We start from the raw sequence: 22228 nt of genomic DNA, 5'->3' as shown, positions 1-22228 counted from the left end.
TGCCCATAAACGAGTAAACCCCGGCAACCGAAGCTGCCGGGGTTCCATGCTTGGGTTCTCTTTCGAGTTCCTAAGCACAAAGAGACCATAGCAAGCTTCTTCGCCTGCGCCAGCGCTAAAAGCGGGTGCATACGAGATAGTTGTGGATCAACTGGTGAGTATATCTGTGGATTACTGCCTTCCAGGGCGATGACGATGCGATTTTCCCTGGCCGCACCAGCCAGGCGTTCTTGCGCCGCGGCTCTGGAATGAGATTCCACGCGACTTTCAGGACGCAGGAGTTAATTTCAACCGGTCCACATGCCTCAGAGCCGCACCATTGCTGTCGCGCAAATCGTCACCGGGATGGGGGCCGCCGTCGCGCTCCTCTATTTCCTTGCTTCGATCATCATCCCGTTCGTCATTGCCTTCGTCCTTGCGGTCCTCGTCAACGCGCTTGTCCGCTTCATCCAGAACCGCTGGTCCGCCGCTCCCGCCTGGGCCGTGTCGCTGCTTGCCGGACTGGTCGTGATCGCGACGGCGTCCACCGGCATCTTCATCATGGCGCAGGGCGCCGCCAAGATGGTCGCGCAAGGACCCGCGCTCCTCGTGAGACTGGATGAAATCTCGGTCCAGTTCGGCCTTTCGCTCCACCTTCATGAGCCGCTCCACATCAGCGCGATCCTAGGCAAGGTGACCGTCGCCGATGTCGCCGGGTTCCTGCTCTCGGGAATGCAGGGACTCTTCTCCGGCCTCCTTTTGATGGTGGTCTACTTCGGCTTCATGCTCGCCGGCCGCAAACGCATCGCCGAGAAGGTTGAGCGAGCCGCAGGATCATCGTCCCGGGCGAGCGCGATCAAGGCGACGATCGCGCGCATTGCGGCCGACATCGAGACCTATGTCTGGGTGCAGACGATCACCGGCGTCATTCTCACCGCGGCGGCCACCGCCGTCATGCTGGCGGTCGGCCTCGACAACGTGCTCTTCTGGGCAGTCATCTTCTTCCTGCTGACGTTCATCCCCAATATCGGCGTCACTGTCGGGTCGATCGCGCCGAGCCTCTTTGCCTTGATCCAGTTCAAGACGGTCTGGCAGGCGATCACGATCTTCCTCGTCATCCAGGTCGTCGCGACGATCGTTGGCAACCTCATCTATCCGCGCCTTCAGGCGCACACGCAGAATATCGATCCCGTCGCAACGCTTCTCTCCCTTGCCTTCTGGAGCTGGCTCTGGGGTCTGCCCGGCGCCTTTCTCGCGGTGCCGATGACCTTGATGTCGATGATGGTCTTCACCCAGTTCCCGAGTACGAGATGGGTGGCAGCAATGCTGTCGAACGATGGCAAGCCGGTATTCCGCCAGCGAGGCGAACAAGAACCTGACGGTCGATAGAATTTTCGACCCTGCCTTTCGATAACCCACGTTATTCCTGGATTCAGCTGACGGCGCGTAAGGGGGATGCATCACCGTGCAAGGCTTCCAGCGCAGCGGTGACCGAGAGACGTTGCTCGTGCTCCCGCTGGCGAGGAGTATGCGCACGTGTCCAAGCTTTCAAAAATCTACCGCGTCTACTCATTCGACATGGAGCGAAATGTGGTGAGCGCTGATTTCGTCAAGGCGGCGAGCGACGAGGACGCCGTCGCAAGCACGAAGAAAGCCGGCTTTGGATCAAAGTGCGAAATCTGGGAGGGCAAGCGCCTCGTTGCGCAGCTCGAGGCCGAGCGCCGCCAGGCCTGAGCAGCGCCGCAACGATGCGCCGTTGAAAGCTGACATAGGTCATTTTGTTAGTTGGCTGCAGCTGTTACGACGTCCCCGTGAGTCGCAATCGGCATATCCTTCTCTTCTTGCCGGGGCCGCAGTGACGAGCGACCTTAGCTACTTCCTCCTGCGTGCTTCGCAGGAGAGAACCGCCGCCCTTCAGGTGCGGGATTCGCGGGCGCGCGTTGCTCACCAGCTAATGGCCGAACAATATGAGACCCGGGTGAGGCACATGACCTCGCGCCACGAGCGGCTCTTTTTCCCGCTCGAAGAAATCGAATAGGACGCGGCCACCGGTCCGGGCAATCTCCAGGTTCGCTACCCTATAGAAAGAAGAGCCCTGCCTTGCCGAGCATCGACCAGCGAATGCTTGCCGGCATCAGGTCCTGCCCTGGCATCAGCAGCTGCACGATCGCGCCGATCGGCAGGAGATGATGCGCGCTCACCTTGCAGCCCTCGGCGGACATGTCGGTGACCACAACTCCGATCTTCCTGCCGTCGCTGAGGTGGAGCATGCCTGTCAGATGGACCGGCAGCCTGTCTGCTCGCTTGACCCAGCCGGCCGTCCGACACTTTGTTGTCCCTGTCATTTCAATGCACTGACTAAGGATGGTCCTTGAAACGATGACTAACCTTTCGTCCGTTTCGGATTTTACCATTTAAATCAATCGGATGGAGTACGCATCGCGTCGGAGCCGACCTAGTGTCGGCCCGAAAAATCGAAGATACGGTCCCCAGCAGTACGGAAAGACCCCTCGCAGAAATCCTTCGAAAAGGACCTCATCCAAGCCCTCAGAGATGCATTTCTAATTTCGCATTTCGTTCCGGTTGGGCGCGATCGAACGGCAGACATCAAAACTGGCCCTTTCTCGCATGGCGCACCTTCTTTGGATTGGGCTTCTCGTGCGCCCGCTCCGGGCGATAGGCGGACTTCCCCTCCCGCGGCTCGGCCAGCTCGATCACGAGGCCCTGATCCTCCGGCGCGATGGCAGCGCGGCGAAGCGCCTTGATGAAGCCAGCCGTCGCTCGTTCGCTCACCTGAAAGTAGCTCTCGTTGGCGGCAAGACGGATGGCACCGATCTCGGCCCTCGTGACATGGCCGTAGCGGCAGATGAGAGGCAGGAGCCAGCGCGGATCGGCATTGTGGCGGCGACCTGCATTGAGGCGAAACCAGGTTGCGTCCTCGAAGCCGCCGCGATGGCCCCCTTCCGAAGCCCGCTCGTCTCTGCGGCCGGTCACCAGAATGTCCTCCGGGGCCGGCAATTCGGCTCGGAGCGACCGGATCAGGGCCGCGACGATGTCCTCCGCTGAAAGTTTCTCCATCAGCTGCGCTGCAAGTTCGCGGTCCTCGTCATCAAGCTTCACCGGCTCGGATAGCATTGCCAGCAAGCGTTCACGGTCCTTCGTCCGGATTGCAGCCGCAGTCGGAACAGAGATCCACTGCGCGTCTATCCTGGCGCCCTTCAACATCGCCTCCACCCTCTTGCGGCGCTGGTAAGGAACAATCAGCACCGCAGTGCCCTTGCGCCCGGCACGGCCGGTCCGGCCGGAGCGATGCTGAAGCGCTTCGGCATCGCGCGGAAGCTCGACATGGACGACCAGCGACACCGATGGAAGATCGATACCGCGCGCTGCAACGTCGGTCGCAACGCACACCCGCGCGCGCTGATCGCGTAGCGCCTGCAGGGCCTGATTGCGCTCGTTCTGGCTGTGCTCGCCGGAGAGGGCAACGGCATCGAATCCGCGTTCCGTCAGGCTCGCATGCAAGCGCCGCACGGCATCGCGCGTGGCGCAGAACAGGATCGCCGTTTCGGCCTCGTGGAAGCGAAGGAGATTGACCACCGCATGCTCAATGTCGGTGGGTGGCACCGCGACGGCCTGGTACGCGATATCCTGATGCGCTTCCCTGTCGCCGAGTGTCTCGATGCGAAGGGCGTCTTTCTGGTAGCGTTTGGCCAGTGCGACGATCGGGCGCGGCATCGTTGCAGAGAAGAGCAATGTTCGGCGGGTTCGGGGTGTCGCATCGAGGATCTCTTCCAGTTCCTCTCGAAAGCCCATGTCCAGCATCTCGTCCCCTTCGTCGAGGACGGCAACGCGCAGTGATGAAAGGTCGAGTGCGCCGCGCTCTAGGTGGTCTCTCAGACGACCGGGCGTGCCGACGACGATGTGCGCCCCGCGCGAGAGCGCGCGCCGCTCCTTCATCGGATCCATTCCCCCGACGCAGGTGACCACATGCACGCCGGTATTTGCATACAGCCACTGGAGCTCTTTGCTCACCTGGATCGCAAGCTCCCGCGTCGGAGTGATGATCAAGGCAAGGGGAGCCCTCGTGATCCGGGCGGTTTCGCCTTCCAGAAGTGCCGGCGCCATTGCGAGGCCAAAGGCGACCGTCTTGCCCGAACCGGTCCTCGAAGAGACGATCAGGTCACGGCCGTCTGCCTCTTCAGCAATCACTGCCGATTGGACTTGAGTGAGTTCCTTGTATCCGCGCTGGTCGAATGCTTCGGCAAGGGCAGTGGGTATCTGGGGATGCAGCATCGCCGGGCCCTACTCGCCTCTTGCAGGAGCCGATAGCCCTGACACCGCTTGTGCAGCGGGGCTGGCCCTCACGCATCGCCGGTGAAAATCAGCGACAGTGGCGAATGGGGTGGTTCAGCCCCGGTTGCTCGGACGCCAATTCACCTCTCTGCAGGCGAACTTCCCAGCACGCGTCGGGACATATTTGTGCCCCTGCAACAGCTGATCGAATGGACCGCTCTTCGAGACCTCGCAATTTCGTCCTCCGTAGACCGCGGATAGCCCGATAATGATCGATAGAATTGCGACCCAGGCGAGGATCATCCACCGCTTCGGCGCCAAGTGAGCAACCCCACGTCGAGGAAAGGTTGTTGATACCGCGAGTTGGCGGAGCCCTATATGAGGAACGAGGCCGGACCGATAGCGTCGAAATAGCGCCTGAGCTTGCTCGAGCCCTGGAGGGTCAGTTCCATCCACTTGCGGCCATCGGGGGACTGCGCTTCCTTGAGCCAACCCTCTTTCTCGAGAAGCTTGATCCACCGCAGAGCCGTCGTCTCGGGCATGCGCGAGGCCCGGCACAAGTGGGAAACCGTCAGCCATTCGTGGCGAAGATCCGCGGCGAAGGCCTCGAGCAGCAAGTCCCACGCCGGATCGGCGAAGAGTTCGGGTCCAAGCTGCTGCTCACGGATCCTCCGCGCCCGGATGATCCGCCTGACCTTGGCGTCGTCGACCCCATGGCCAGTGCCAAAACCTTCCGGGGAGTTGGGCGACAATGATTGTTTCAGCTCATGAAGAACGCGCTCGAGGCCAGCGAGCTTCTCCATCACGAGCCTCAGTTCGGAGCCCTCCGGTCTTCTCGATGAAGGCTCGGCGGCGTCGCTCCCCCGCGCGTCACTCTCAACGCCAGTCGAGTTTTCGGCAGCAGCGGCGCGGCGGCGGGCTCCAAGCGCCTTGAAAGAAAAGCTCATGGGGCAGAAACCTAGTTCCGCGGGGGTCAAAACCTATTCTAATCTCCTTCCGCCGTCATTAGTATAAGCTTATGACGCTCCCTTCCGCTCTCCTTCCCGAACTTCCCCCGCTGCTGACGATCGCCGAGGAGTGTCATTTCGGACGCGCGGCCGAACGGCTCAATGTCAGCCAGCCAAGGATCAGCCAGGTCGTCCGCCGCGTGGAGGACATCGTCGGCTACCAGATCTTCTTCCGGCGCCCCCAGATCAGGCTCACCCCGGCAGGCGAGCTCCTGGTCAAGGCCGCGCGCAATGCCCTCGGCGAACTCGACGTCGCGCTCGCGCGTGCCGAAGATGCGGCTGCCGGTCGCCGTGGCACCGTTCGCTTGGGATATGCGCCCGTGTCGATGATGACGAGGCTGCCGCGTATCCTGAAGTCATTCCGCGAACGTTACCCACTGGTCCAACTCCAGCTGCATACGACTCAATCGACGAATCTCTGGGCAGGTTTTGAAGCCGGGCAATACGACCTTATCGTCAGCCGTGAGGCACGCAACAGGACCGGGGTCAGGAACCAGCTGTTCGATCGCGACAGCCTCGTTGTTGCATTGGCCGAGGGCGACCCGGCAGGCTCCGAGGGCGAGCTTTCGATTGCAGCTCTCGCCAAGCGGACATTCGTCACCAGCGACGAGTTCATAGCCCCGCAGTGGCACCGGATGATCGCTTCCCTGTGCAAGGCATCCGGATTTGAGCCCAGGGTCACGCAGCGCACCAACGACTGGGGATCAATGCTCGCGCTGGTCGCAAGCGGCCTTGGCGTCTCGATCGTGAGCTCGACGCTCGCGAACGTACGCTTTCCAGGCGTTCAGTTCGTCGCCCTGAAGGAAGGGGCCGGGATCGGCTCCTTCTGGCTTTCCTCCCACCGGGGTATCGCCGATCCGGCCGTAACGCTGCTGCTTTCTGCTCTTGTCGGCGAGGAGGATCGCCTTGCCGATGCCGGTTAGCGCCGGTGCCGACCCCACAAAATTCCCGAACTAGATAGGATCCGGACCCCTGCGGCCATGAAGCCGCACGATCTTGTCGTCATCGGCGAACAGCGATGCGAGCGCCGATGCGAGTTCGGCCTGTCCGAAAGGCTTGGACAGCCGGGCAAGGTGAAGCACGTCGTCGGCAGGACCCGTATAGCCCGTAATGAGGAGGATACGGACGTCGGGATGGCTCGCGCTTACCCGCCGCGCAAGTTCGCCCCCGTCGATGCCGGGCATCATGTAATCCGTGACGACGACGTTGACATCGAGCCCGCCGCGCAGGAGCGCCAGTCCTTCGACCGCGCCTTTCGCCTCGGTGACCTCGTGGCCAAGGTCCCGCATCAACTCGGCAGTGGCGATCCGGACAAGGTCCTCGTCGTCGATCAGCATGATCTTTAGACGCCGGCCAACACTTCGCGGGGGTTCGCTCGCGACCCGCTGGGTGCTTGCAATGCCCTTGTCGGCGACCGGCAGGTAGAGATCGACGCGGGTCCCTTCTCCAGGCGCGCTGGTGAGGTGAAAGCCGCCGCCGAGCTGAGCTGCAAGACCATGCACCATGGAAAGGCCAAGGCCCGTTCCCCGGCCGGTCTCCTTGGTCGAGTAAAACGGCTCGATCGCACGCACCAGCGTGTCGGCGTCCATGCCGACGCCGGCGTCGATAACCGATAGTCGCAGGTAAAAGCCGGGCTTGATCCTTGGAGACGACATCGGTCCTACCGCTGCCCCCTCGGCAAGGATCGTCAGCTGACCGCCTTGCGGCATCGCGTCGCGAGCGTTCACGCAAAGGTTGAGGATCGCAAGCTCGAGCTGGTTGGGATCGACCAGAGCCGGCGGTAGGTCTGCTTCGCAGCGAAGCTGCAGCTGGATCGTGGGGCCGATCGAGCTCGAGACGAGATCGCGCATTCCGGTGAGCAGCGCAACGAGGTCGACGGGTTCGGTCCGGAGCGACTGGCGCCTTGCAAAACCCAGTAGCCGCTGAACCAATGTCCTTGCCCGGTCAGCTGCCTGCAACGCGTTCGAAAGGAGACGGCCCGTCCGGGGATCGCTGTCCCCATATTGGCGATGCAGCAGGTCGAGCGCGCCGGTAATGGGCGTGAGGAGGTTGTTGAAGTCATGGGCGACGCCGCCCGTCAACTGGCCCAGCGTTTCGATTTTCTGCGCCTCGTGAAGCTGCGTCACCGCCGCTTCGTGCTCGGCGGTGCGCTGTTCGACGCGCAGTTCGAGATCGGTCGCAAGCTTGTTCAGCTCGTAGAGACGCGTTCGGGCCTCATATTGCCGCCGACGTCCGCGAAGCGCCGATTGCGCGAGGCTGACGAAGGTCGTCGGGTGAAAAGGGCGCTCGAGAAATGTGACGTTGCCAAGAAGGTCGAGATACCGGCCCGCGGCCGGGTTGCGCTCGAGCCCGCCGCCCCGCTGGGTGAGGAGGATGAAGGGGAAATCCGACCATTCGGGTTGCCGGGCGAGCCAGTCGGACAGCGGGTGGAGGTCGGTTGCTGCAAGCGCCTCCTCGGTGATGACACCGCAGCCCGCCCCTGCGCCAAGCGCGTTCACGAACTCGGTGACCCCTCCAACGACGTCGCCCCGGATACCGGCTTCGACGAGCATTTCGCGGGCCACGATCGCGTCGCGGCCATTCGGAGCGAGGATCAGTGCCCGCTCCGAGACGTCTCCGCTCATTTGGGAGACGCCTCGAGCAGGCTGGGCTTATCCTCAACGAGTTCAGGAACGCCGCGCAGCACGCCTTGAAAGCCCATGAGCGGCTCGCCCAGCGTAATTCCCCGCTTGTCTATCCGATACTCCCGGATCGTGTCCTCGTGGGCGCCCGTACGCTTCTTGATGATCGAGATCGCGCGGCGCACCCGCCCGAACGCCTCGAAGTATCGAAGAAGAACGACCGTATCTGCAAGATAGGTCACGTCGACCGGTGCCCTCATGTCGCCGACGAGGCCGTGCTGGGCAACCGTCAGGAAGGTCGAGGCTCCGCGGCGGTTCAGATATTGAAGCAACTCGTGCATGTGGAGAACCAGTGCCTGCTCGCCTGGCATGGACGCCTGGTAGCCGTTGAGGCTGTCGATCACGACGGTTCGGGCGTTATTCTCCTCGACACAGCGGCGCACGCGTTCCGAAAGCTCCCCGGGCGTCAGTTCGGCAGCGTCGATCTGCTCGATCACCAGGCGCTCGTCGTCGATCATCTTCTGAAGGTCGATGCCGAGGCCCTTCGCCCGTTCCATGAGAAGACCGAGTTCCTCGTCGAAAACGAACATCGCTGCCCGCTCCCCGCGATTGACGGCCCCGGCGACGAAAGTCAGCGCCAGCAGCGATTTTCCGGTCCCTGCGGGCCCCAGGATGAGAACGCTGGACCCGCGGTCGATCCCGCCCCCGAGCAGGGCATTGAGCTCGGGCGATTCCGTTTTCAGTATCTCCCGATCGAACGGCTTGCGGTGCTCGGCGGAAACGAGACGCGGAAAAACCCGTACACCGCCGGTTTCGATGACCATGTCGTGATGGCCCCCCCGGTAGGATTGCCCGCGATACTTGATGATCCGCAGCCGGCGCCGCTCGGCGCCATATTCGGGAAACAGTTCCTCGAGGCGAATGACCCCGTGCGCGATGCTGTGCATCGTCTTGTCATTGGCTTCGCTTGAAAGATCATCGAGCATCAATACGGTCGCGCCGCTCCGCGCGAGATAGTGTTTCAGCGCCAGGATCTGGCGGCGATAGCGGAGCGAGGACTGCGCCAGCAGCCGGATCTCGGACAGGCTGTCGAGAACGACGCGCTGCGGCTTCACCCTCTCGAAAGCCTCGAAGATGCGCTTGGTCGTTTCTCCAAGCTCCAGGTCGGAGGAATAAAGAAGGCTCTGCTGTTGCTGTTCGTCGAGCAGGCTTTCAGGAGGGACAAGCTCGAAAATGTCGATGCCTTCTAGCGACCAGCCGTGCGACTGCGCGCCTGCCCTCAGTTCGTCTTCGGTTTCCGAGAGGGTGATGTAGAGCGCGCGCTCGCCCGCGGCAGCTCCCGCCATCAGGAACTGGGTCGCAATCGTCGTCTTGCCGGTGCCGGGGCTGCCTTCGAGCAGGAACAATCGGCCGCGGGCAAGCCCGCCGGCCGTAATGTCATCAAGTCCCACAATGCCGAATTGGGCCTTTTCACCAAGGTCGGTCACAAGTTCGCTCCAAGATTTGAAGGGGGCTAACGCGTTCAGCAGCCGTAACGATCCGTGGACACATCGCGTGAGCCCTGGCGGCGACTAGAGCGGCCGACGTTCCCCCTCTGGACAAGAACGCAGGACGCCCGATCGTCGAAACCCGGCTTTTTCCAGGGTTATCTCGCCGCGGCGAGAGTGCGCGCAGCCGTGATCTCCGGCCAGGGGGTCGACCCGATGATGTCGAGTGATTTCTCGACTGCCATGATCGCCGAAGCTCTCTCCTCGCCGTCCGCGCAGCAGCGGGCCCGGGCTATTGCGGCCCGCAAGGCGAAGAGTTCCGATCCCTGGTCGCTGGCCATCTGCCCCGCATGTTCCAGTTCGGCAATCGCTTCGTCAGTCCGGCCAAGCGCAGCCAGGCATTCGCCGCGGACGCGGTAGACGTCAGGCAGGAAATAACCGAACGGGAATTTCAATGTGCCGACGAAATGGTCGATGACCATGAGCGCTTCGGCGGCTTCTCCGGCCTTCAGCAATTCCTCGGCAAAGAGTGCGACATAGACCAGTGTCAGAGGGCCGATCGCAACGACCTGGTTGAAGGTCGAGCGCAGCTGCCCGATGTCCAGCTGGCCTCTCTGCGCCTTGCCCCACTCGAGGAAGAACGCGGCAACCGCGCGCTGCGGCGGGAAGTTGTAGGTTTCGGCGACCCGCTCGAGGTCTTTCGCCCACTTCTCCAAATGGCGGTAGTCGGCAGCTGCCGAAGCAACGGAAAGTCCGGTCATCAGCGCGTGCGCGATGCTGTGCGGATGATCGAGATGCTCGGCAAGAGCAACGGCATCCGTGATATTCTGGATGGCAGTCTCGAACTGGCCCGCAGTCACCTGAGCCGAGCCTGCAACACCATGCGCGCAAACGCCGGGGTCGTGACCGCCGAAGATCGCGGCGAGGCGATGATGATCGTCCTTGCGGTAGAGCTCGACCCCGCGCCTTGCGTCACTGATGGAGGCCGCGCATTCGCCGCGGAACATCGCCGATGACCAGCGGCAGTGAAGCGCCTCGAGAACGTGCGCATCATCGTGGGACTGCTCGCTCAGCAGCACCAGCTCCTCGGCAAACTTGCTCGCGGTCGAATAGTCGCGCCCGACGTTCGAATTGTACCAGAGACCCCAGAGCGCCTTGAACCGCCCGTCGAGGTCATTGACCGAGCGCCCGAGATTCTCGGCCGCGCCATAGACGTCCCGAACGGTGGCGCTCTGGGCGCCATCGATAATGGTGAGCGCCGGTCCGAGCTTCAGCAATATGCCCAGTTCGCGGCGGTCGCGCTCTTCGCCCTTGGGCAACTCGCCCAATTGCTGCAGAGCGTCGCGGTAGCTTGCAATGGCCTCGATATAGCCGGCGCTCGCCGACGCCCGGTCTCCGCCGCGTTCCAGATAGTGTGCAGCCTCAGAGGCCAGCCCCGCCTGCCGGAAGTGATGTGCGAGCAACTCGGGCTCGGCTTCGACTGCCTCGGGAAATTCGCGCTCGAGCTGCCGTCCGCACCGTTCGTGCAGCCGCCGCCGTTCTGCCAGCAACAGGCTTTCGTACGCGGCATCGCGCAGCAGCGCGTGCTTGAACTGATAGCGACCCTCGTTTGCACGCCCGAGCGGATGGAGAACGTCATTGGCCACCAGCAACGAGAGGTTGGTGTCGAGCATTGCGGGAGCGCCCTCGTAAATCTGGGCGAGGAGCGGTCGCGCGAAATGTCGTCCAAGGACCGAGCAGAGCTGCGCCGTGCGCTTGGCATCGCCGAGCTGATCGAGACGAGCCAGCAGCGAACCCTGGAGAGTGTCGGGGATGGCGGCGCGGGCCTTGGTGCCAGATTGCGCGAAGGCCGCGCTCAGCTCCTCGACGAACAGCGGATTGCCGTCGCTATGTTCGAGAATCTGCCTGATCGTCGCATCCGCGACGTCGTCCGCGCTGATGATCTCGCGGATCAGGCTTTCGCATTCGCGGTCGTTCAGGCGATCAAGGCCGATGACGGTAACCTTGGCTCGTCCGCTCCAGGGCGCCGCGAATTCCGGTCTCCCGGTGACGATGGCCATCAGCGGCAGACCTGCCAGTCCGTTGATGAGGAGGTTCGCGACCTCAAGGGTCGTCGCGTCCGCCCAGTGCGCGTCCTCGAGGTTGAGGAGCATGGGCCTTTCCTCGGCAATCCGCCGGATCCAGTCGCCAATCGCGCCGATCATCGCGGATCTGCGCTGAGCGGGGGTTAGTTCGAGCGGGGAATAGCCCGCCTCGGGCGGCAGCGACAGCAGCTCGGCGAAAAGCGGGAGGGCGCTTTCAACAGGCATGTCGGCGGCACCCAGCAAGGTCCTCAGCTTGGCGAGGCGTGCCGGCCCGTCGTCACCGTCGACGATCTCGGCCGCCCGCGTGATACGTTCGATGACTGGGTACAAGGGCTTGGTCTGGTGAAAGGCGGAGCATTGCCACGAAACGAACGCGTGGGGCGCTTCCCCGATCGCTGCGTGCAATTCCTCAAGCAGGCGCGATTTTCCGATGCCGGCTTCGCCCAGGATCAGGGCGGCCCGTCCGTCGCCCGCGACCACGTCGGCCCATTGCTCAGTGAGCATCGCCAGTTCCCGGTCGCGCCCGACCAGGCTTCTCCTCACCGCGCGCTTTGCCGCAAAGCGGTTCGCGTGCTGCGCTTCGCGAAGCGGGCTCCAGGCCGAAATCTTTTCGTCGAAACCCCTCAGCTCGTGCTCGCCCGCAAACTCGAAGTCGAACAGCTGGCCAACAAGCTCATGCACCCGCCGCGAGACGCAGATGCCGCCAGGCTCGGCAAGACCCTGAAGCCTTGCTGCAAGATTGAGGACTTCGCCCGCCACCGTGTCTTCCCGGGCGTTGCCGCTGCCGGTCGTGCCGCCGACGACCACCAGTCCGGTCGCGATCCCGGTCCGACACTGGAGCGGTTCGCCCGAAGGGTCACGGATCTGCCTCGCCCGATCCCGGACTCCAAACGCGCAATGGATCGCCCGTTCTGCAGCATCCTCGCGCGCTTTGGGCCATCCAAAATAAGCGAGCACCCCATCGCCCAGATACTTGGCGACGGTTCCTCCGGCTTCGACGACCTCCTCGGCAACCGCCGCCTTGTAGCTCGCCAGGAGTTCGCCCATGATTTCCGGATCGACCCGGGTCGAAAGGTTTGTCGAACCGACAAGGTCCACGAACATGACGGTGATCTGCCGCCGTTCGCCGGCCAGCTCGCCGTTCGCCTCGGCGGATCCTGCAGCTTCCCGGCTGGCGAGGATCTTGCGGCGCGGTCCGAGGGGTATCCCTAGTTCGCGAAGATCCTCGTCGGTGAGAAGGTCGAGCGTCGAGACATCGATCTCCGCCTCGTGGAACGCCGGGGCGTATCGCTCAAGTCCCTGCCCTGCCAGCCATTCCGAGATGCCAGACATGCACGCTGTCTCCCGCACGACCGCGTGCCCGCGTCCTTACATCAAAGCTCCAATACAAGAAACTCGGGGGCCATCCGCACCGGAAAGTCCGCCCGGAGCCCCTCAATAACTCGCATGAACGGAGATCATCACTGTTCTGAGGGGATTGGGCCCGGCAAGATAGCTTCCGTAATAAGCGGAGAAACGGGGATCGACCGAAGGACTGGCAAAATCCTCGGAGATGGCATTGGTCACGTTCCTGGCAACGAGGTCGATGCCCCAGCGACCGTTGCGCATTTCAATCCCGGCCCAGAGATCGAGCGTTGTGAGCGCCTTGGAGGGGAACTGCTCCTGCCGCTGGTTGAACATCATGCTGCGGTGGCGGACGCTCGCGCCGATGTGCCAATTGTACTTGGCATCGAGCGGTGCATCGTAACTGGGACCGAGGTTGAAGATGAGCCTCGGCGCCTGCGAGCGGCGATAGCGGCGGAAGACGGGATTGCCGCTCACGTCGATTTGAGGCGCGTTAGTTGCTGGATCGATCGGCTGAATGATCCCCGTCGCATCCGCATAGGTGATGCTTCCATCGAGGCGCAGCCGGGGGGTCAGGAGAAACGTGCTGTCGGCTTCGACGCCGTGGCTCCTGACCGGACCATTGAAGGTTATGAAGCCCAGTGTGCCGCCGGTGAAGACCGTGTCCTGAAAGGTCCCGCTCTGCGTCCAGAACGCCGCAAGGTTGAGCCGCACCCGCCTTGAGAACAGGTTCGACTTGATCCCCAGTTCAAAGCTCTTGACCTTCTCGTCCTTGACGAGCGCGCCAGCGGCAACGAGGCCGGGCGGCACCTTTCCATTGACCAGAAGCGGCGGGGGTACGGCAATCGTGTTCGTCTCGACATAGCCGCCGGATTTGCTGCCATGCCCGAACGAGCCATAGGCCATGACATTACGGGCAATATCGTACTGGAGGCTGACGTTGCCGTCGAGGAACCTCGACCGGTGCCTGAGCGGCGTCGGATCGAAGGGCGGGTTTGCAATCGTGTTCCACACCGTGAAAGGCGGCAAGGCCGTTCGGCCGAACAGCACATGCTTGGTCTCGCGCGTGTAGCGCAATCCGCCGGTGAGGCGCAGCGCCTTCGAGAGGTGCAAGGTTCCCGAGCCGAAGGCCGAATAGGCCGTCAGGTCCTGGATGAAATCATTTCCGAACGGACCATTGAACAGCTGGCCGGGTCCCGGCGCGCCGACCGGCGGAAATCCCGCGACATGCCAATCTTGCGTTTCGAGCGAATTCCAGTGGCTCTTCAGGAAAAACAGTCCCGCCATATAGTCGAAACGGCCGCCAGGCGGTGACTGGATGCGGATTTCCTGCGTGAACTGGTGATACTTCTCGTGCCGATCGAAATTGTTGCTGTCGTCGGGCGAAAAATCGAAATCGTCGAGGTTGTGCAGCCGGTACGCGACGTAAGCGCTTTGCGAGACCAGCGTGTGCGTGCCGATCTGGAGCTCCGCTTTCAGGGAAGCGACGTGCGAGCGCGTCCGGTGCACCGTTTCGCCGCTGGGCGTAGCAAGAGTGAATTGAGACGTGTGGTCGTCGAGCCGGTGATCACCATAGATCGGCGGAAGATCGCCGCCCACGAGTTGATAACTGGCGCCGATCTGCCGGTTGTCCGAATATTGGTAGGCCGCGCCCACCTTGAGACGGTCGCTAAGGTCAGCGCGCAACGTCGCGCGAAGCCCAAGATCCTTGTGCTCGGGCCCCTTGTGGCCAGTGATGTCGTTGCGCACCCAGCCGTTGAGATCATTGTAATGCGCAGCAAGGCGCAGCGACGCTTCGCGAGCGAGGGGAAGGTCGCTCGCGGCATCGAGCTGGTAGCCGCCGTCGGCGAGCTCGTAGCCAGCCCTTCCTTCAAAAGACAATCTGTCGCCTGGCTGGCGGCTGATGATGCTGATCGCCCCGAGGCTCGCGTTCTTGCCGACCAGCGTCGATTGCGTTCCCTGGATGAATTCGATGCGGTCCAGGTCGAACAGGCCGATCGAGTAGAGACGGCCCTTCCCCAAGAATACACCGTCCGTGAAAACGGCGATCGATTGCTCGAAGGCCTGCGAGCGGGCGGCGGTTCCAAGCCCCCTGAACGTCAGCGCGAGACCATCGTCCGGGGCCCGCGAAAACACGGCTCCCGGGACCAGGGTCACGGCCTGGAAAAGGTCCTTGATGCCCTTGGTCGCGAGCGTCTGGCTGTTGAGCACCGAAACGCTGATCGGAACGCGCTGCGCCGGTTCAAGCCGCTTGCGTGCCGTGATCACGATCTCGGCGATCCCCTGAGGCGCCGCCGGGTCGGGCGCAGCTGACGAGGTCGAAGCAGGCTGCCCTGGAGGGCCGCCTTGTGCGGATGCGGGCTCGGCGACCCACCAGATGAGCAAGAAGACCAGGCTCGGCAAAAGCCACGCACTGCGAACCACGGCGCCCCCTTAATCCGTGATCGCCACCGTCCGTTCGCACGGCGGCAAGTGCGACGCATAACACATCGTTTGAACGCAGGTGTAGTGAACGGATGTTAATCGGCTGCCGCGTAACCGCATGCGGCCGCCTTCGAAGCCATACTTCCTAAGGCCTCCAGCCAGATGCCCGCTATCGGAACGAGGCCAAGGCCCTGGCCGGGTTCCGGCGCCAGCTAAAGCGTCAGCGCTTCCGTGTGCCCGAGGCCCTGGCTGTAATCGAGCATTGACACATGCTTGCAGTCTGCCCGCATGGTCGCGACTTCGTCCTTGCCGGGCGGTGCAAGGTCGGTGAGGTTGGGATGCCGCTCGGCAAGGAGCTTCCAGGCAAGATTCTTCTCCGCAAGATCGGTGACTTCTTCGGCATTGCAGCCGGCATAGACCGCCTTGATGTCGCGCAAGGAGCCGGGCTCGTGCCCGACCGAGACCGAAACCCTGTTGTCCTTGCTGATGTTCTCGAACTTCTGGCTGGACCGGTAAATCAGGAAATAGATGCGCCAGCCCTCGTTCGCATAGCCGACCATCGTGGTCTGCGGCCAACCGTCGGGGCGGACGGTGGCGATTGTCATGATCCTGTTCGAATTGAGGATTGTGATCGCAGGCTGTTCCATCCGAAACTTCCCCTCGAGTTCAACATCCACGGCCTTGCACGCCATGTCACTAAGTAGGTCTCCTTATGGTACCGACCGAGCCGCTGCGCCAAACCAGTGACTGTCCGGTCAAGGAGTCTTAAGATGACCCAGACGAGAAACATCCCCCGAGCAGCGCCCGTCGTCCAGATGCTGATGGGATTGAGACCGCAGGTCCGGCCCGGAAAGCTGGAGCGCAACAATCCCGCCACGGTCGAGGTTTTCGACCGCGAGCATATGGGGATCGCCGCGAAGGAGTAGGCGCGCTCTCCTGAACAGCGCCCGGAGAAGTCTGATGAAGCAGAAGGCGATCGACATCCTCCAGGACAACCGGCTGATGGCGATCTCGACTCTGCGCCCGGATGGCTGGCCACAGACGACGATGGTCAGCTACGCCAACGAGGACATCCTCCTCTACTTCATCGTGTCGCGGCAGAGCCAGAAGTTCGCCAACATTGAGCGCGATGATCGCGTGTCGCTGGTCATCGGCCGCGACTTCCACGACCCCTCGACAATCAGGGCAGTCTCGATCGCCGCGCGAGCGTCCGAGGTGCGCGATCCCCAGCAGCGCCAGCGCGCCGTCAAGCTGCTGCTCGAGCGGCACCCGGGCCTTCAAAAGCTCGAGCGGCCGGAGCCCGGCCATTCGGCGATAATGCGTGCCAACCCGGAGGTCATCACGATCCTCGATTATTCAAAGGGCTTCGGCCATGCCGATCTCCTGACCGTGGGGCCGGGCGGACTGACCGACATGACCCCCGCTCGCGACGACGATTGGGGCTTTGGCGCCAGGTTGAAGCCGGTCAGCTGAGCGAACTGACCGCGGACGGCGGAAAGAAAGCGTGGTGGACTAAGGGATGGTCGGCGCGAGCCGAACGCGGCTTTTCTAGAGCTTCGAGCGATCCGCCGGAGTCCACTCCTCCGGTTCGACGTCCTTTCGCAAGACCCGCAACGCCAGGCCGGCACCCGTGCCGACCGCGATGGCGATCGTGAGATTGCTGACCACCGTCAAAATCATCGTCATGAAAAACAGCGCGCGATCGTCGGCCCGCAGTCGCATGCGCTCCTTCCAGCGGGTCGGCTCGCTCATCAGCCATGCCGTGACGATCAGCAAGGCGGCGAGCGCGGGCATTGCGAGATAGTTCGCGATTGAGGAGGCAGCGAGAGTAAAGACAAGGATCGCAAGAGCGTGCACGATCCCGGCAACGGGCGTGCGCCCGCCCGCGCGCACATTGGTCGCCGTCCGCGCGATCGCGCCCGTTGCGGGCAGGCCCCCGAAGAGCGGTGAGACGATATTCGCGGCACCCTGTGCGAGAAGCTCTGCGCCGGACCTGTGCTTCCCCCCGATCATGCGATCCGCAACGATCGCGGAAAGAAGCGATTCCACTGCTGCGAGGAACGCGATCACGAAAGCCGACGGCAGGAGTTCGCTGATCCTTGCAATGCTGACGTGAGGAATAGAAGGGGCCGGCAGTCCGCCGGGGAGCGCACCGAACCGCGAGTAGATCGTATCTACGGGAAGAGGCACCAGCGCGACGGCCGCGGAGGCGGCGGCAATGACCAGCAGGGAACCTGGAAACCATGGCAGGAAGCGCCGGAGCAAGGCGATGCCCGCGATCGAGGCAAAGCCGACTGCGAGCGCATAGGGGTTGATGCTGCTCCTTGCGCTCCACAGCGCAGGCAAGCCATGCACGAGATCGGCCGAAACGTGCGCAGCCGACATTCCGAACAGGTCCTTCAACTGGCTGACCGCGATGATCAGTGCGATCCCAACGGTGAACCCTTCGATGACCGGCTCTGGAACGAGGGCAATGAACCGCCCTGCCCTCACTAGCCCTCCCGCGACGAGGATGATCCCAGCGAGCAACGTGGCGATCAGCAGTCCGTCAAAGCCATATTGCTCGGTGACGCCGGCCACGACGACGATGAATGCGCCGGTCGGACCGCCGATCTGAACCCGGCTTCCGCCGAGAAGCGAGATGAGAAAGCCGCCAATGATAGCCGTGACCAACCCTGCCCTCGGCGTGGCACCCGAGGCGATCGCGATGGCGATGCTCAAGGGAAGAGGGACCAGCGCGACGGTGATGCCGGCGAGCGCATCGCTGGCAAAGAGCCTCCATGAATAATCGCCGATGGTGGTGAGAAGCTTGGGTTTCACAAGGCCGCGCTAAACGGCGAACTGCGACAGTTCAACGACCCGCAATTGCAGACTTTGGACGAACTGGGCATCATCACTCCCGCTCGGGTCCGACAGCGCGAGGCTGGCATTGTTGATTACGCTCCTGAGCGCTGTGCTATTGGCGAGCCAAGCAGCGCCCGCAATTACTCCCAGGACGGTGGAGCGGCTGATCGAAAGATACGGCGCCAGGCGAGCTGTCGACAAACTCGCCAATGCCGCGCCTAATCACACTCGCTCGGGTTTTGGTGACTATGACAATGTGCTCGATGGAATAGCATCAGGAGCTGCCCGGTGGCTGGCACTGGTACCGAAATTGGAACCGGGAACGGATGCCGGAACAGCAGAAGCGCTACGCATTGCCGTTGCCAAGGCTTTGCCGAAGAACCCGTCCGGAGTCCTGGGTCTCGTCACCCGCAAGCCCTCGTGGCGAATTGCTTGCAGCTATCCGATGATTGAGCCGACGAGCCAAGAGACACGCGCATATTTCAGGGTCGTTTTGCCGGCCGTAAAGGCCGTCAGAAGCCCGGCGTTGCGACGTGCAAGGAACACCTGCCTCGCTGAGCTAGGAAAGGCCCGACACTCGTCCTGATGTCGGTTTTGCAGCCAGAGCCTGGATTGCGGTTCACTCATCAAATCGTCAGAATCGTTTCGTATGGGAGCGAGCTGCAAGATCGTCTTCTACGACTGGCCCTATTCACCCTTCTGCATGAAGGTGCGGGCAATCCTGGATTACAAGCAACTGACCTATGAAAGCGTGAACCCGCTCCGGGCACGCGGCACGCTCAGGCGACGCGGGACTGGCAAGGTGCCTGCAGTCGAGATCGATGGCATCTTCATCACGGATTCCACCGATATCGCTCTTGCACTCGACCAGCGCTTTCCCGAGCCCCCGCTGCTTCCTACCGATTCCCGCGAGCGCGGCCTCGTCCATGCCATCGAGGAGTGGGCCGATGAATCGCTCTACTTCATTGGCCTTTACTACCGCTGGTTCGAAGCGGAAGGACGTAAGCCAATCGCGGGCGTGTTCGGGAACACGTTCAAGGGCAAGGTGGCTTATCGCTTCTATTTGCGTCGAATCCTCAACCAGCTTCGTAGCCAGGGAACATCACGCAAGAGTCCAGCGCACGTGCAGCGCGACCTCGAGCGGAATCTCGAGGCCATGGAGCGGCTCTTGGCGCCTGGTCCTTACGTCCTCGGTGACAAGCCTTACCTTTGCGACTTCGCGCTTTGGGGGCAGCTTAACTACCTCAACCGCACGCCCGCCGGCCGTGCAGCGATTGCGCGCAGGGACGCGATCCGAGACTATGTTCAAAGATTAGCCTGAGGCTCTCCTTTTCGAACCAAGGCTGCCGTCTGCTTTCGACCCGAAGCAGACAGTTGAACGCCCTTACGGTTCAGACCTCCTGAAGATCGCGTCCCACGATCGCTTCGCCACTGAAGTTCTTGCGCACACCTTCAAGCCACATGTCATCCGTGATCGAGGGAAAAGCCGGAACGAGATGAGATAGGACCAGTTTTTTCACGCCGGCACGCGCGGCCACTAGACCGACCTGTTCCGTTGTCGAATGGCTGCGGAACAAATGTTGCTTGAGGCTGGCATTGTCGCCTGCAAGCTGGTCGACGCCGGGAAGGTACATCGCCTCGTGGATGAGCAGGTCCGCGCCGCGCGCAAGCCTGACGAGATTTTCACTGTATGTTGTATCGCCTGATATTACGACGGATCGGGTCGGCGTCTCGAACCGATAGGCGAATGCGGGCTTGACTGTGTAATGGTCAACAGCGGCACTGGTCACCCTGACTTGCCCGTCTTGATGGACCAGTCCCGCGGCGGTTCGCTCTTGAACCTGGATCAACGGAAGGAGTGGCGGACGCCCTTCCTCTCTCGTGCGCACCGCAATGTCGTAGCTTGATGCGGCAAGCGACAGGTCGACAATCTGCCTCAGCGGAGGGGGTCCGTGCAGCGTCACTGATGATTTGAGGCCAGACCCCCAGGCCAGCACAAGCAGGCTCCCGGCATCCACGACATGGTCAGAATGATTGTGAGTGACGAAGACGTGCGACAGCTGATCCAATCTGATCGCCGCCTTGGCCAGCTGTCCAGCCACTCCGTTCGGACAATCTATTAGGTAAAGCCGTCCGCCCGTCACGATCGCAACGGACGCGGGTGCGCGAAAGGCTGAAGGGGTCGGCCCGCCCTTCGTGCCAAGCAAGACTACTCTCGTCGCGGGCGGCGCCGCTCGCACCGAGGCGCGAAAGGGCATGGCCGAGACGATTGCACCGGCCACAAAAGCTCGCCGTGAAATTGTCAAAGGCCAATCCTCCGCGTCGGAGGACAAGCCTTCTCATCCATCTGGTGCAATGTCGAATGTCCGCTTTCCACCCATTCCAGACCTTGGAAGCGCTCACGCCTCTGGTGCACAGTAATTCCAGACATTCGCGGAAGCGGCCGCCTCGAGCCGTTCCTGCCATCACCTGAATGAGCTAATCGACGCCCCGGAAATGCAAATCGACATCTATTCGGGGTCCCGGAAACCCGTACGGATGGATACAAATCAGTGAAGGAGCGAATGATGCCCAAAAAGCGTCCTTCTTTAATCCGCGCTGCGAAATGCAGCGCTGGGGTGAAGAACCTGCACCGTATCAATTCGTTTGGCTGGTAGACGCCTATGAAGCCATTCCCACGGCGTTCGATGGTGTCGCGCCGCGTTTGCCTTGCGGCGATCTTCGGGATCGTGATCGTCGGCTTCGGTCTCATTGCGTACGGCTACTGGCCCGGAATCATGATCGACGACGCCCGCTGGCAATATCAGCAGGCGGTCGACAACGCCTATGAAGACTGGCACCCGCCATTGATGGCATGGGTCTGGCGGCGGCTCATGTTCATTGAGCCCGGACCGGCGCCGATGTTGCTGCTCCAGCTCGTTTTCTACTGGCTCGCAATCGGCCTTATCGCATCATGGGCGTACAGGCGCGGACGCCCAGTCCTGGCGGTGGTGGTGGCCTGCGCCGGCTGGCTTCCGATACCGCTGGCGCTGACCGGAACGATCACCAAAGATTGCCTGATGGCGGGGTTGCTTGGATGCGCATCAGGGCTCTTGCTTTGGCGCGGAATTGCAAGCGATCGCGTCTCTCGCCTGGCGCTCTCCGGCGGTGTCCTGGTCGCTCTGCTGCTTGCCGCAGCACTGCGCATCAATGCCTTTGTCGCCTGCGTACCACTTGCCCTTGCTGCTCTCCCGCGGTTCCTGACGAAAACGAAGCTCAGGTTGTTCCTGTCGGCGCTATGCGCGGCCGTTCCATTTTTGCTCGTTGGACCCGTCGTCAACGCGCTGGTGCAGGCCGAGAAGACAGACGCTGAGCTGTCGCTGATCATCTTCGACCTCGGGGGCATTACTGAGCATAGCGGTGTGAGCGTCTTTCCCGACATCGGGGTGACTAATCCAGTCGCCGTCAATCGGCGCTGCTATGACGCTCACCAGTGGGACGGCTACTCGAGCTGGGCTAAGACGCCCTGCCCGCTTAGTTTCGATGCCTTCCAGGCCAGGATCGACAACGACGAATTCGATGCGAGGTTGGTGTGGCTCAAGGCAATACGTGACCATCCGCTCGCTTACGCGGAGCATCGCCTGACGCATTTCAATGTCTCGACCTGGTTCCTGGTGGGTGAAAACCCGAAGTTCCCCGCCTGGTCGCAATCGGTCCCCAACCCATGGGGGTACCGAGTACGCCAGAACGCTGTCCTGTCTGCGATTACGGCAATCGCCGACTTTACCGCATTAACACCAATCGGCTGGCCAGCTTTCTGGATCACGGTCGGGCTCGCCGCGTTCGTGACCGCGGTTTGGGCCGAGCTCAGCGCCCCCGTGATTGCGATAGCCGCCTCGGCCACGTTGTACGGGTCGGGATATCTGATTTTCGGCGTTGCGACAGGCATGCGCTATCACATCTGGACAATTACCGGCGCGGCGCTGGCGATGGTGCTGGTATCAGGCGAGCTGAGAGAGAGTGGCGCGGTTATCTTGCGCAAATCTCTGCGGGTGGCGGCAGGCGTCGTCGCTTTGCCGACACTCTTTGCAATTGCTGCGCGGATAGCAGGCTAACGTCAGCTTTCGTCCCAAGGCTGTCTCTTTGGATCGCTACGCACCCCGTAG

Annotated in this window: 18 protein-coding genes; 8 read left to right on the top strand and 10 right to left on the bottom strand. The window is 62.3% G+C overall.

Annotation, left to right across the window (positions count from 1 at the left end; genetic code table 11):
* The first annotated feature begins 300 nt into the window (after positions 1-300).
* The 3 genes from V8192_RS05065 to V8192_RS05055 all read left to right on the top strand — a co-directional run bounded on the left by V8192_RS05065 (position 301) and on the right by V8192_RS05055 (position 2017).
* Complete coding sequence (locus V8192_RS05065; protein WP_341631957.1) at positions 301-1368, top strand: AI-2E family transporter; 1068 nt, start codon at positions 301-303, stop codon at positions 1366-1368.
* A gap of 147 nt (positions 1369-1515) precedes the next feature.
* Positions 1516-1713, top strand: coding sequence for a hypothetical protein (locus V8192_RS05060; protein WP_341631956.1), 198 nt, complete (start codon positions 1516-1518; stop codon positions 1711-1713).
* 121 nt (positions 1714-1834) lie between these two features.
* Positions 1835-2017: a hypothetical protein gene (locus tag V8192_RS05055; RefSeq protein ID WP_341631955.1), complete on the top strand. Its 183-nt coding sequence runs from the start codon at positions 1835-1837 to the stop codon at positions 2015-2017.
* Positions 2018-2057: 40 nt separating this feature from the next.
* On the opposite strand, the gene V8192_RS05050 is transcribed toward V8192_RS05055, so the two are convergent.
* From V8192_RS05050 to V8192_RS05040, 3 genes are all read right to left on the bottom strand, one after another.
* Positions 2058-2324 (bottom strand): PilZ domain-containing protein, encoded by a 267-nt coding sequence (locus V8192_RS05050; protein ID WP_341631954.1) that lies wholly within the window; start codon positions 2322-2324, stop codon positions 2058-2060.
* A gap of 262 nt (positions 2325-2586) precedes the next feature.
* Complete coding sequence (locus V8192_RS05045) at positions 2587-4272, bottom strand: DEAD/DEAH box helicase (RefSeq protein WP_341631953.1); 1686 nt, start codon at positions 4270-4272, stop codon at positions 2587-2589.
* 374 nt (positions 4273-4646) lie between these two features.
* Positions 4647-5219 carry a hypothetical protein gene (locus V8192_RS05040; protein WP_341631952.1) on the bottom strand — a complete coding sequence of 191 codons (573 nt, stop codon included), beginning with the start codon at positions 5217-5219 and terminating at the stop codon, positions 4647-4649.
* Positions 5220-5290: 71 nt separating this feature from the next.
* Between V8192_RS05040 and V8192_RS05035 the strand changes: the two genes are divergently transcribed.
* Positions 5291-6202 (top strand): LysR family transcriptional regulator, encoded by a 912-nt coding sequence (locus V8192_RS05035; RefSeq protein WP_341631951.1) that lies wholly within the window; start codon positions 5291-5293, stop codon positions 6200-6202.
* A gap of 30 nt (positions 6203-6232) precedes the next feature.
* Here V8192_RS05035 and V8192_RS05030 read toward each other — a convergent pair whose 3' ends face one another.
* From V8192_RS05030 to V8192_RS05010, 5 genes are all read right to left on the bottom strand, one after another.
* Positions 6233-7903 (bottom strand): ATP-binding protein, encoded by a 1671-nt coding sequence (locus tag V8192_RS05030; RefSeq protein WP_341631950.1) that lies wholly within the window; start codon positions 7901-7903, stop codon positions 6233-6235.
* Positions 7900-9387 carry an ATPase domain-containing protein gene (locus V8192_RS05025; RefSeq protein WP_341631949.1) on the bottom strand — a complete coding sequence of 496 codons (1488 nt, stop codon included), beginning with the start codon at positions 9385-9387 and terminating at the stop codon, positions 7900-7902. The genes V8192_RS05030 and V8192_RS05025 overlap by 4 nt, the downstream gene beginning before the upstream one ends.
* A 158-nt stretch (positions 9388-9545) precedes the next feature.
* On the bottom strand, positions 9546-12803 hold the full coding sequence (locus V8192_RS05020) for an adenylate/guanylate cyclase domain-containing protein (protein ID WP_341631948.1): 3258 nt from the start codon (positions 12801-12803) through the stop codon (positions 9546-9548).
* Between the two features lie 102 nt (positions 12804-12905).
* Positions 12906-15239, bottom strand: a complete 2334-nt coding sequence (locus V8192_RS05015; protein WP_341631947.1) for a TonB-dependent receptor — start codon at positions 15237-15239, stop codon at positions 12906-12908.
* 212 nt (positions 15240-15451) lie between these two features.
* Positions 15452-15931: a pyridoxamine 5'-phosphate oxidase family protein gene (locus V8192_RS05010; RefSeq protein ID WP_341631946.1), complete on the bottom strand. Its 480-nt coding sequence runs from the start codon at positions 15929-15931 to the stop codon at positions 15452-15454.
* Positions 15932-16009: 78 nt separating this feature from the next.
* Between V8192_RS05010 and V8192_RS05005 the strand changes: the two genes are divergently transcribed.
* Both V8192_RS05005 and V8192_RS05000 read left to right on the top strand, forming a co-directional pair.
* Complete coding sequence (locus V8192_RS05005; protein ID WP_341631945.1) at positions 16010-16165, top strand: hypothetical protein; 156 nt, start codon at positions 16010-16012, stop codon at positions 16163-16165.
* A 34-nt stretch (positions 16166-16199) separates the two neighbouring features.
* Positions 16200-16712 (top strand): pyridoxamine 5'-phosphate oxidase family protein, encoded by a 513-nt coding sequence (locus V8192_RS05000; protein ID WP_341631944.1) that lies wholly within the window; start codon positions 16200-16202, stop codon positions 16710-16712.
* 75 nt (positions 16713-16787) lie between these two features.
* Here the strand turns inward: V8192_RS05000 and V8192_RS04995 are convergent, their stop codons facing one another.
* Positions 16788-18059 carry a SulP family inorganic anion transporter gene (locus V8192_RS04995; protein WP_341631943.1) on the bottom strand — a complete coding sequence of 424 codons (1272 nt, stop codon included), beginning with the start codon at positions 18057-18059 and terminating at the stop codon, positions 16788-16790.
* Between the two features lie 673 nt (positions 18060-18732).
* Here V8192_RS04995 and V8192_RS04990 point away from each other — a divergent pair.
* Positions 18733-19404 (top strand): glutathione S-transferase family protein, encoded by a 672-nt coding sequence (locus tag V8192_RS04990; protein WP_341631942.1) that lies wholly within the window; start codon positions 18733-18735, stop codon positions 19402-19404.
* A gap of 70 nt (positions 19405-19474) precedes the next feature.
* Here V8192_RS04990 and V8192_RS04985 read toward each other — a convergent pair whose 3' ends face one another.
* The gene (locus V8192_RS04985; RefSeq protein ID WP_341632304.1) at positions 19475-20341 is read right to left on the bottom strand and encodes an MBL fold metallo-hydrolase; all 867 of its coding nucleotides are present in this window, start codon (positions 20339-20341) and stop codon (positions 19475-19477) included.
* Between the two features lie 405 nt (positions 20342-20746).
* Between V8192_RS04985 and V8192_RS04980 the strand changes: the two genes are divergently transcribed.
* A complete protein-coding gene (locus V8192_RS04980) occupies positions 20747-22177 on the top strand; it encodes a hypothetical protein (protein WP_341631941.1) in 1431 nt (476 codons plus the stop codon).
* Positions 22178-22228: the final 51 nt, after the last annotated feature.

Source organism: Sphingomonas agri, assembly GCF_038148795.1.
GTDB lineage: Bacteria > Pseudomonadota > Alphaproteobacteria > Sphingomonadales > Sphingomonadaceae > Sphingomicrobium > Sphingomicrobium agri.
Note: the sequence above shows the minus strand (reverse complement) of the source record. Positions and strands in the feature narration are given on the sequence as shown.